This window comes from Sulfurimonas sp. HSL-3221, from assembly GCF_021044585.1.
In the GTDB taxonomy this organism is placed as follows: domain Bacteria; phylum Campylobacterota; class Campylobacteria; order Campylobacterales; family Sulfurimonadaceae; genus Thiomicrolovo; species Thiomicrolovo sulfuroxydans.
In genome coordinates this window covers 659,709-669,761 of record NZ_CP087998.1, presented here as the reverse complement: position 1 = coordinate 669,761, position 10,053 = coordinate 659,709, and the positions used below count along the sequence as shown (strand labels likewise).

The 10,053-nt window shown below is 58.3% G+C and carries 10 protein-coding genes; 7 read left to right on the top strand and 3 right to left on the bottom strand.

Going from position 1 to position 10,053, the window contains the following annotated elements; translation table 11 throughout:
* The first annotated feature begins 58 nt into the window (after nucleotides 1-58).
* The gene (locus LOH54_RS03405; protein WP_231020393.1) at nucleotides 59-703 is read left to right on the top strand and encodes a CPBP family intramembrane glutamic endopeptidase; all 645 of its coding nucleotides are present in this window, start codon (nucleotides 59-61) and stop codon (nucleotides 701-703) included.
* 47 nt (nucleotides 704-750) lie between these two features.
* Here LOH54_RS03405 and purL read toward each other — a convergent pair whose 3' ends face one another.
* The 3 genes from purL to LOH54_RS03390 form a co-directional block, all read right to left on the bottom strand.
* Nucleotides 751-2,964, bottom strand: a complete 2,214-nt coding sequence (gene purL / locus LOH54_RS03400) for a phosphoribosylformylglycinamidine synthase subunit PurL (protein WP_231020392.1) — start codon at nucleotides 2,962-2,964, stop codon at nucleotides 751-753.
* 98 nt (nucleotides 2,965-3,062) lie between these two features.
* A complete protein-coding gene (greA, locus tag LOH54_RS03395) occupies nucleotides 3,063-3,593 on the bottom strand; it encodes a transcription elongation factor GreA (protein ID WP_231020391.1) in 531 nt (176 codons plus the stop codon).
* A gap of 97 nt (nucleotides 3,594-3,690) precedes the next feature.
* The gene (locus LOH54_RS03390; protein WP_231020390.1) at nucleotides 3,691-4,026 is read right to left on the bottom strand and encodes a hypothetical protein; all 336 of its coding nucleotides are present in this window, start codon (nucleotides 4,024-4,026) and stop codon (nucleotides 3,691-3,693) included.
* A gap of 95 nt (nucleotides 4,027-4,121) precedes the next feature.
* On the opposite strand from LOH54_RS03390, the gene LOH54_RS03385 reads away from it, so the two are divergent.
* The 6 genes from LOH54_RS03385 (at nucleotide 4,122) to LOH54_RS03360 (ending at nucleotide 10,025) form a co-directional block, all read left to right on the top strand.
* The gene (locus LOH54_RS03385) at nucleotides 4,122-6,101 is read left to right on the top strand and encodes a ribonuclease R family protein (protein WP_231020389.1); all 1,980 of its coding nucleotides are present in this window, start codon (nucleotides 4,122-4,124) and stop codon (nucleotides 6,099-6,101) included.
* Nucleotides 6,098-7,069 carry a DNA polymerase III subunit delta gene (gene holA, locus LOH54_RS03380; protein WP_231020388.1) on the top strand — a complete coding sequence of 324 codons (972 nt, stop codon included), beginning with the start codon at nucleotides 6,098-6,100 and terminating at the stop codon, nucleotides 7,067-7,069. Before LOH54_RS03385 ends, holA begins: the two co-directional genes overlap by 4 nt.
* Before the next feature lie 210 nt (nucleotides 7,070-7,279).
* Nucleotides 7,280-7,657 carry a 30S ribosomal protein S6 gene (rpsF, locus tag LOH54_RS03375; protein ID WP_231020387.1) on the top strand — a complete coding sequence of 126 codons (378 nt, stop codon included), beginning with the start codon at nucleotides 7,280-7,282 and terminating at the stop codon, nucleotides 7,655-7,657.
* A 20-nt stretch (nucleotides 7,658-7,677) separates the two neighbouring features.
* On the top strand, nucleotides 7,678-8,205 hold the full coding sequence (locus LOH54_RS03370) for a single-stranded DNA-binding protein (RefSeq protein WP_231020386.1): 528 nt from the start codon (nucleotides 7,678-7,680) through the stop codon (nucleotides 8,203-8,205).
* 26 nt (nucleotides 8,206-8,231) lie between these two features.
* A complete protein-coding gene (gene rpsR / locus LOH54_RS03365) occupies nucleotides 8,232-8,495 on the top strand; it encodes a 30S ribosomal protein S18 (RefSeq protein ID WP_231020385.1) in 264 nt (87 codons plus the stop codon).
* Nucleotides 8,496-8,615: 120 nt separating this feature from the next.
* A complete protein-coding gene (locus LOH54_RS03360; RefSeq protein ID WP_231020384.1) occupies nucleotides 8,616-10,025 on the top strand; it encodes an ankyrin repeat domain-containing protein in 1,410 nt (469 codons plus the stop codon).
* Nucleotides 10,026-10,053: the final 28 nt, after the last annotated feature.

Genomic DNA, 10,053 nt, shown 5'->3' with positions numbered 1-10,053 from the left:
TGCCCTGAAAAGGGCACCCTGAAACTCAAAAGAATTTTCGATAAAAAATGGAACAGACGTGCCCCCCTTTACCGACACCGTGATCTCTTCCCGGCTCCGTCTCCTGTTCGAAACAGTGCTGCTTTACTTCGCACTTCCGATGCTGATCATCACGGGTTTGCTGCCGAAGTTCGCCGTCATGCCGCTGCTGTGGCTTGGCATGCTCTATGCCCTCTATGGACTGCGAAAAGAGGGTAACACGCATCTGCGGTGGCATATCGACGGCAACGAACTTTTGAGGGTGCTTGTCCGATTCATCATTTTGGGAACGTTATTGGATGTCGCGATTTGGGCTCTTTTCCCTGGACTGCTTTTTGCGTTTCCCCGCGAGCGGCCGGGGCTGTGGCTGCTGGTGATGCTCCTTTACCCGCTGCTCTCCGCCCTGGCGCAGGAGATCGTCTTCCGGGGCTTTTTCACCTACCGGTTTGAACACCTCATCGCCGACCGGCGGCTTCTCATCCTGTTTAACGCCCTGCTCTTTTCCCTGGTACACGGTGTGTTCGGCAATCCCGTCGCCGTTATCCTGAGTTTTCTGGGAGGTGTGCTCTTTATGCGTACCTATCTGCGTACCCGTTCCGTCGCCATGAGCGCCATTGAGCACTCCCTCTACGGTAATCTTGTCTTTACGCTGGGAATCGGGGGCTTTTTCTATCATGCCGGCTAACGCCGACATGAGGTATCAGAGGAGGTTGCAGTGTCGTGCGGGTGGGGTCAGATATCCTGCTCGACGACGCGTTTGAAGGTATTGAAGTAAAGGTCGTCCAGTGTCGCAAGCGGAAGCGCGACGTCGTTGACCTTGATGCTTTCGCCGCCGACCGTACCGACTTTTTCGCAAGCAAGGCTACCGGCCATTGCTTCGAAGGCCGCCGCGTTTTCCGGTGCGACTTCGATAATCGCACGGGCCATGCTTTCAGAGAAGATGTCACGGGCATCTGCTACGCTCATAGCGACATCGCACCCCAGGCCGCTCGTTGCCGCCATCTTGCCCAGAGCGACCGCCGCCCCGCCGGAGCTGAGGTCTTTGGCGCAGGAGAGCAGCCCCTGCTTGTTCGCCTCGATGACGAGGTCCCAGAGGGCCAGTTCGTTCTTGTAGTCGATCGCCGGCATCTCGCCTGCGACGGTATGGCAGATCTCTTTCATGTAAAGCGAACCGCCGAACTCGCTCTTCGTCTCGCCGACGAGGTAAAGCAGGTTGCCCGCTTTCTGGAAAGAGGAGAGCAGTACTTTGTTCTCGTCCTCGTTGACGCCGACGGTCGCGATCGCCGGGGTCGGGAAGACGGAGACGCCGTTGGTTTCGTTGTAGAGGGAGACATTGCCGCCGATAACCGGCGTGTTAAGCTCTGCACACGCCTCTTTGATCCCCAGACACCCTTCGGCGAACTGCCACATCACTTCCGGGTTCTCCGGGTTGCCGTAGTTCAGACAGTCGGTAATGGCCAGCGGACGCGCGCCGCTCATTGCGACATTGCGGCCCGCTTCGATGACGGCGGCCGCCGCGCCTCCCTTCGGATCGACGTAGCAGTAGCGGACGTTACAGTCCGAGCTCATGGCCAGGGCACGGCCGTTCTCTTTGACGCGGACGACGGAGGCGTCGAGCATCCCCCCTTTTTTGACGGTGTTCGTCTGGACCATGGAATCGTACTGCTCGTAGACCCACGCCTTGTCGACGACCTCCATGGAAGCCATCAATGTTTCAAAGGCCTCCTGATTGGACGGCGTCTCGAAATCGTTGATGGAGACGCCCTTGATCGCGTCAAGGTATGACGGGCGTGCCGTCGGGCGGTCGAGAATAGGCGCCTCTTCGGAGACCGGGTCGACCGGGACGTCGGCACACTTCTCGCCATGCCAGAAGAGCTCCATGCGGCCCGTCGCGGTAACTTCGCCGACGACGGCGGCGTCGAGGTCCCACTTCTCGAAGATGTCGATGATCGCCTGTTCACTTCCCTTTTTCGCGCAGAGAAGCATCCGTTCCTGGGACTCGGAGAGCATAAACTCGTACGGCGTCATCCCCTCTTCGCGTGCCGGGACACGGTCGAGGTGCATGATCATCCCTGAACCGGAACGGCCCGCCATTTCGAAGGAGCTCGACGTCAGCCCCGCCGCCCCCATATCCTGGATACCGATGACGTAGTCGGTCTTGAAGAGTTCCAGGCACGCTTCGAGCAACAGCTTCTCCGTAAAGGGGTCGCCGACCTGGACTGTCGGCCGCAGGGATTTGGACTCCTCGGTGAAGGAGTCGGAGCTCATAACCGCCCCGCCGAGACCGTCGCGGCCCGTTTTGGAGCCGACGTAGATGACCGGGTTGCCGATCCCCTCCGCACGGCCGTAGAAGATCTCGTCGGCCTTGGCAACGCCGAGATTGAAGGCATTGACGAGGATATTGCCGTTGTAGCACTCATCAAAGCTGATCTCGCCGCCGATCGTCGGGACCCCCATACAGTTGCCGTAGCCGCCGATCCCCTCGACGACGCCGCGCACCAGGAAGCGCTGGTGGTGTGCCGACGCATCGTCGCCATGTACACTGCCGAAACGCAGGGCGTTGAGGCTTGCAACCGGGCGCGCACCCATCGTGAAGACGTCGCGCATGATCCCGCCGACACCCGTTGCCGCGCCCTGATAGGGTTCGATAAAGGAGGGGTGGTTGTGGCTCTCCATCTTGAAGACGGCTGCGTAGCCATCGCCGATGTCGATAACACCGGCATTTTCGCCCGGCCCCTGGATGACCCAGGGCGCCTTCGTCGGGAAGCCGTTGAGGTGCTTTTTCGAGGATTTGTAGCTACAGTGCTCCGACCACATCGCTGAGAAAATTCCGAGTTCTACCAGGTTCGGTTCGCGCCCGAGGATCTCTTTGATGTGGGCATAATCAAGCTTGGACAGTTTGTGCTGGGCCAGAAGCTCGTCTATGTTTTCAAGTGGCTGATTCACTGCATTTCCTTACGCATAAATAGTGGAAAGGATTATAGCAAAGGGGAGTTGAAATTCCGGTGGTGCCGGCTGAGGGAGAACGGCAGAGGAAGCGCTTTTCAGGCGAAACTGAAATCCGCCTCGCTTCGGATCTGTTTTTTCAATGAAAAAAGCGGAATGTACTCGATAGTGATCACCTCGTACGCGCGCAGGCCGGCGGGCAACTTCACCGTAAGTTCGTCCCCCTCCGTTTTGCCCATAACCGCCCGGGAGAGGGGCGCGTGCACAGAGATAAGTCCGATCTCCGGTTCGCTCTCGAGCACTCCGCAAATTGTATAGCGCTCTTCCTTCCCGTCTTCGATGCGCTCGAGGGTGACAGTCGCACCGAAATGCACCCGGCTGTGGTCGAGGCCTTCGGGATCGATCACCCGGGCCTTTTCGATCATGCCGTTAAGATAGAAAAGACGCTTGTCGATGTGGCGGAGTTTCTCCTTGGCGGCATGGTACTCCGCGTTTTCGCTGCGGTCCCCGAGCTCCGCCGCCACCTGTTTTTCGTGGTTGACGCGGGGTTTTTCGACCTCTTTGAGGAATTTGAACTCCCGGACAAGGAGGTCGTACCCTTCGGGGGTCATCGGTTCAACTTTGGACAAAATTGAACCTCCCTCCTATCTCAGCTATTTTACTCAGATGCAACGTGCGGTCACTCACCTTGCATTTCTGAGGTATCATCGGCTCAACGCGCATGATTTACTTGCTGTACCCCAGGATGTAGTAGGTCTCTTTTCCCGGGACCTGTTCGAGGTCGATCTTATATTTTTCGGTGAAATGGTTCAGGCGTTCCAGGGCTTCGGCTTTGCGCTCGTCGCTCGGTGCCTCGATCTTGATCTTGAAACAGTCGCGCGTATTCGAAAGGGCCACGAAACTGTCATCGACTTTCAGCTGCTCGTGCAGCTCAAGGATATGCTTCTGGATCTTGTCATATCCGGCCGTATTCGCTTCAATGCGTCCGACCTGTTCCATGAGTGCCTCGTTCGGTGCATAACCGAGCTGTTTCAATACCGCTTCACTATCAATAAACTGCAATGCTTTTTCTCCTATTGTGTTTAATATTGGGTAGTCGAAAATTTTAGCATAAGTTATCCCATACGCTATAATCTGGTAAAAAATCGAAAGCCTCCATGAAATCACTCCTTGTCAGATTGACCGTCGGACTCTATGCCCAGGACGTTGCCGAAGACGAAAAGCCCCTCGTTGCGCAGTGGCTCCAAGAAGGCCTCGTCGTCCTTGAAGAGGGCGTCTACCGCCTCCCTTCCCAGTATCGTGCCGGCGCCATCGCCATGAACCAGTCGGGCAGCGGCGCCTACCTGCAGGTTCTCGGCGCGAACGTGCGCGACCTCTTTATCGACGAACACGACCTGGGCGATGCCAAGGAGGGAGACCTCGTCATCGTCAAACGGCTGCTCGGGCGCCGGGGAAGACCCTCGGCGAAGCTCGTCGCCGTCGTCGGACGGGCGGAGACCTTCAGCGTCGCCTATATCAAGATCCAAAACGGCGTCAAATCGGTGCTCGACATCCGCAACGACTACCCCGCCGGGGTGCCGCTCAGCGCCGAGGCCCTTGCCGGGTATGAAGAGGGGACGCTGTTCAAGGTCAATAACCAGAACGGCGAGATCATGGAGGTCCTCGGCAACCTGGCCGACCCGCTGGTGGACGAGAAGATCGTCCTTGCGATGTACAACAAGCATGACGAGTTCGACGACGAGGTCAAAAAACTCGCCGCGAGTTTCGACAAAACAGTCGACGCTTCGAAGTTTCCGGGGCGCAAGGACCTGCGCAGCCTCCCCTTCTGCACCATCGACCCCGTCACGGCCAAGGACTTCGACGACGCCGTCTGCTACCTGCCCGACGCGCACACCCTCTATGTCGCCATCGCGGACGTCAGCGCCTACGTTACCCCCTTCGGCCCCATCGATGCCGAGGCGATCTACCGCAGCTTCTCCATCTACCTGCCCCACCGCTCCATTCCGATGCTGCCGCGCGAGCTTTCCGAGACGCTATGCTCTCTGCAGCCCCACGTCGACCGCCTCGCCTACACCTTCAAAATGGTCCTCGACCCGGAGAGCCACGAGGTCGTCGAGACGGAACTCTTCGAGTCCGTTATCCACTCCAAGCGCCGCTTCAACTACGAGGAGGTCGATGCGCTCTTTGACGCCCCCGGCAAGGCCGCACCGGCGAATGACGACGAACGGACCGTCATCGCCAACCTTTTCGAACTGCGCAAACTGACCGATGCCCTGCGCGAAAAGCGCCTCAAAGTCGGTTTCGACTTCCGCTCCGAAGAGCTGGAGATGGCCCTGGATGACGCGCAAAACATTGTGGAGACGACCGTCGCTGAGGAGACCCCCTCGCACGCCCTCATCGAGGACTGTATGCTGCTGGCGAACAAAGCCGCCGCGGCGATGTACGAGCGCGGTGTTTTCCGTATCCACGAACCCCCGAGCCCGGCCAAGCTGCAGAGCCTCTACACCGAACTGGCCGGCATCGGGATCATCGCCGAGCAGAAAGAGAGCCTCAAGGAGACCATTACCGGCATCCAGCACGAAGCCGAAAAGCGCGGGATCGCCCATGAAGTCGATACCCTTATCATCCGTTCCCAGATGCAGGCGCGCTATGCCCCGGACAACGTCGGCCACTTCGGGCTGGGGTTCGAGCGCTACACCCACTTCACCTCCCCCATCCGCCGCTACTCCGACCTCATCGTCCACCGGCTGCTCAAAGCGATCCAGCGCGGCGACAAGGAGGAGGGCTCCTACGTCCTGCGCAACATCGACGCGCTCTGCTTCGCCATCAGCGACAAGGAGCGCGAAGCCAGCGACATCGAACTGCGCTTCATGGACCGAAAATTCGCCCGCTGGGCCGCCGGGCATATCGGCGAGGTCTTCCCGGCGCGGGTCTACGCCACCGACCCGGAACTGCGTGCCGAGATCACCGGGCCGCTGCGCGGCGCCAAGGTCAAAGTCGTCACAAACGAGCCGGTCATGCTCTTTGATGACATCGAACTGCGCATCGAAAACGTCAGCCTGGCCACCGCGCGGATCCATACGACCTACGTCCGTACCGTGGAGTCCCATGCGACCCTCTCCAAGGAGCGCGAATGAAGCGGCAGGATCTGGACAACCTGATCCGGCAGGGCAAGGCCCCCGGGGCCGTCATGCTCTACGGCGAAAGCCACTTCCTGATCGAGCACTACACCAAGCAGCTCGCCGCCGTCGAGGACCCGAACATCCTCAGCGTCTACTTTGACGAGTACCAGTTCTCGAGCGCCAAGGCGCACCTGTCGCAGGGCTCGCTCTTCGGCGGCCGCAACGTTCTTATCGTCAAGAGCGAGAAGAAGCTGCCGAAAAACGACCTCACTGCCCTGATCGACCTGGTACAGAAGAACCCCGGCAACCTCTTCATCTACGCCTATTTCGGCACCGACTTCAAAAAAAGCGCCACCACTGCCTTCGGCCCGAAATCGGGCGGTGCGGACGTTCGGCTCTTCCGCCCCTTCCCCAATGAGGCGCGCCAGATCGTGCTGAACGAGGCGGCCGCACGCGGCATCAACCTCGACCCCTACGCCGCGACCCATCTGCTCGAATCGCAAAACGGCGACCTCGCCCTCACCATCAACGAACTGGACAAATTTTCACTGCTGCAGGGGCGTATCGGCATCAAAGAGATCGACGAGCTCGTCTACGGCGTCGCCGAGGTCAAAGTCGACCAGCTCATCGACGCGCTGCTGCAGAAACAGGATTTTGTTCCCCTGATGCGCCGCCTGCTCGAACACGGCGAAGATGAGATACGGCTGCTGACGGCGCTCTCGAACCACATCGCCCAGCTCTACCTCTTTTACGCCTCCATCCGCCTGAACGGTGCCGCGGATTCGGCCAAGATCCTCGGCTATAAACTCCCCCCGCGCATCGAGCAGGCGCGTTCGCAGCAGAGCGTCCGCTTCAAACAGCCGCAATACACCCGGATGATGAGCCTGCTCGGCGACACGGAGCTGCAGATGAAATCGGCGGGCGGCGGGAGCAAAAGCGCCCTCCTCGCCGCGACCTTCCTGAAAGTCCAATCCCTCCTGTAGGCGCGACAAAGGGCAGCCGAACCCCCTGCGGTGCGCCGTCGCCGTTGCTCCCGAAGCGCAACGTCTGAATTTCACCTTAAATTAAGCCGTAATTATGTATTATTGCGCGTTCCTTACTCTTTGTGCTTTGCGACGCAATGCATATTATCGCGCGGGATGACCCGTGACCGAGAGCCATGAGGGATGAAACCATAAGGAGAAATACTCTACATGAGACATTACGAAAACCTTGTCATCGTCAAACCGACCCTGACAGAAGAAGAGATCAAAAACAGCATCGCTGCGATCGAAGCCGTCATCACTGAAAACGGTGGCGAAATCGTTGCACGCGACGAGATGGGTATGCGCAAACTGGCCTACCCGATTGAAAAAAGCCCGCGTGGTTACTTCCACGTTGTCTATTACATGATCGAGCCGTCTGCGATCGCGGAGATCGAACGCCGCTTCCGCATCAACGAGGAACTCCTCCGTTACGTCACGATCAAATACGATTCCAAGCGCGAAGTCAAAGCATGGAACGATTTGGTCGAGAAGACAAAGCAACAGCCGGCGAAAACCGAAGAGAGCAGCGAAAGCGCCGCTTCTTAAGCAGTTAGGAGAGTTTCCATATGTTCAACAAAGTCATTCTGGTAGGTAATCTTACACGCGACATTGAGCTTCGTTACACGCAAGGCGGTATGGCCATTGCCAAAACCGGCATTGCGACCAACCGCAAGTTCAAGAAACAAAACGGCGAGATGGTGGATGAAACGATGTTCATCGACATCACCTTCTTCGGCCGCAGCGGCGAGATTGCAAACCAGTACCTTCGCAAGGGGAGTAAAGTCCTCGTCGAAGGGCGACTGATGCTTGAGCAGTGGACGGACCAGAACGGGCAGAAACGCTCGAAACACTCGGTCAACGTCGAAGAGATGAAGATGCTGGATTCCCGCGGCGATCAGGGCGGATACGACGCTCCCCAGGGCAACGGCGGCTACAACGCCCCGAGCTCCCAGGGATACAATGCGCCGCAGCAGGGCTACAACCCGCCGCCGCAGCAGCCACAACCGCAGAATGCCTACCAGCCGCCGAAACAGCAGATGCCGGAGAACACGATTCCCGAGATCGACATCGACGAAGACGAGATCCCATTCTAGAATAATAGACAGCAAGGAAAAAAACCATGGCAGAAAAACGCAAATATAAAAAACGTTATTGCAAATACTGTGAAGCAAAAGTCGACTTCATCGACTACAAAGATGCTTCTAGCCTCAAGCACTCACTCTCTGAGCGCTACAAAATCATGCCGCGCCGCCTGACAGGCAACTGCAAGCGCCACCAGGACATGGTCACGATCGCGATCAAGCGTGCACGTTCCGCTGCGATCATCCCGTACACAATTTCCCGCAAGGAAGTTGTCGTCAACCCGTTCGAAATTATCAAGTAATTTCGTTCTCCGAAGCACCCGCTTCGGAGCTTTGAGCTTATTTTTTCACCCATTTCTTCAATCCCCTTTTACACTTTTATGCTAGGATAGAACAAAATCCATTCGATTGCAGGAGCCGATATGCCCTTTATGGAGCGTCTGCACAGTGCCATGCTTTTGGGAACGCATCTCTACGACCCCAGTGCCGGAGAGATCATCGAGCACAAAAGCGAGACCTTTTTCAACGCCATCCGCAGCGACGACAAGGCGACCCTGTTGTCAATGATCGAGGAGGGCTTTGACGTCGACTACCACGCCTTCGGCCACCGTCCCCCGCTGATCGTCGCCGTGATGCAGCAGCGTACCCGGATCGTCGAGAACCTTCTCATGTACGGTGCCAACCCCAACCTCGCGGACCGGGAACAGGAAACGCCCCTGCATTTCGCCGTCAAACTCGGTGATCCCGAGATCGTACTGCAGCTGCTGCAGTACGGCGCCCGCCCCCATGCAAAAAGCAGCGAAGGGATGACCCCCGCCGCCATCGCCAAAGCCCAAAAGAGTAAAACCATCCTCTCCCTGCTCGAAGAGGTCCAGCCTGTTTTCGACCTCCCGGCCGAGCCGGACCTTTTCGAGCTGGCATCCAAGGGGAACCTCTACGCCATCGTCAATGCCGAGGCGACGCCGATGGAGCTCTCCAAACGCGATGTACAGAACCGGACACTGCTGCACCACGCCGTTTTCGGGAACAATCCGAAACTCGTCACCTACCTGCTCAACAAGGGCCTCGCGATCGACGCCGGCGACCTGCACGGGATCACGCCCGTTATCATTGCGGCCTCCCACCCGAAGTTCGTGCGGCTCCTGGAAAAACTGCTGCAGCGCTACCCAACCCTGGAACACCGTACGGACAACCATGCAACGGCCCTGACCATCGCCCTGCGCAACGGCAACCCCGACGGGGCCGCTGCACTGATCCGTCACGGCGCAAACATCCTCACCTACGACGGCCTGCATACGCCGCTCTCCCTGGTGCATCGCGGCATCGAGACCTACCCGGAGATCGCCGACAGTTACCGCAACCTGCTACGCATCATGCTCGACCGTGGAGCCCATACGGACATCCCCACAAACCGGGCGGGGTGGACGCCGCTCTTTCACACCGTCGCGCGGCGCCAGGATGAGGGGATCAAAAAACACCTCCGTCTGCTGATGCAGCTGGGCAGCGACGTCAACTATACCGACAAGAACGGTCGGACGGCGCTGATGGTCGCCGCTTCCATGGGGCGCCAGTCGGCGGTCGAAGTGCTCATTAACAACTACGCGGACATCGACCGGATCGACCACTACGGCTGGAGCGCGCTGATGCTGGCGGTCTACTACAACCACATCGATGTCTGCCGTTTTCTATGCGAATGCGGCTGCGACGTTAACCGCATCTCGCCGCAGGGGATGAGCGCCATGCGGATTGCGCAGAAGCATCAGCGCAAGCAGATCATAGAACTGTTACAGGAGTACGGTGCCATCGAAATCAACAGCGATGAGGCGGAGTAGAGAGGAAGAGCGTCCCGTAGGGACGGTG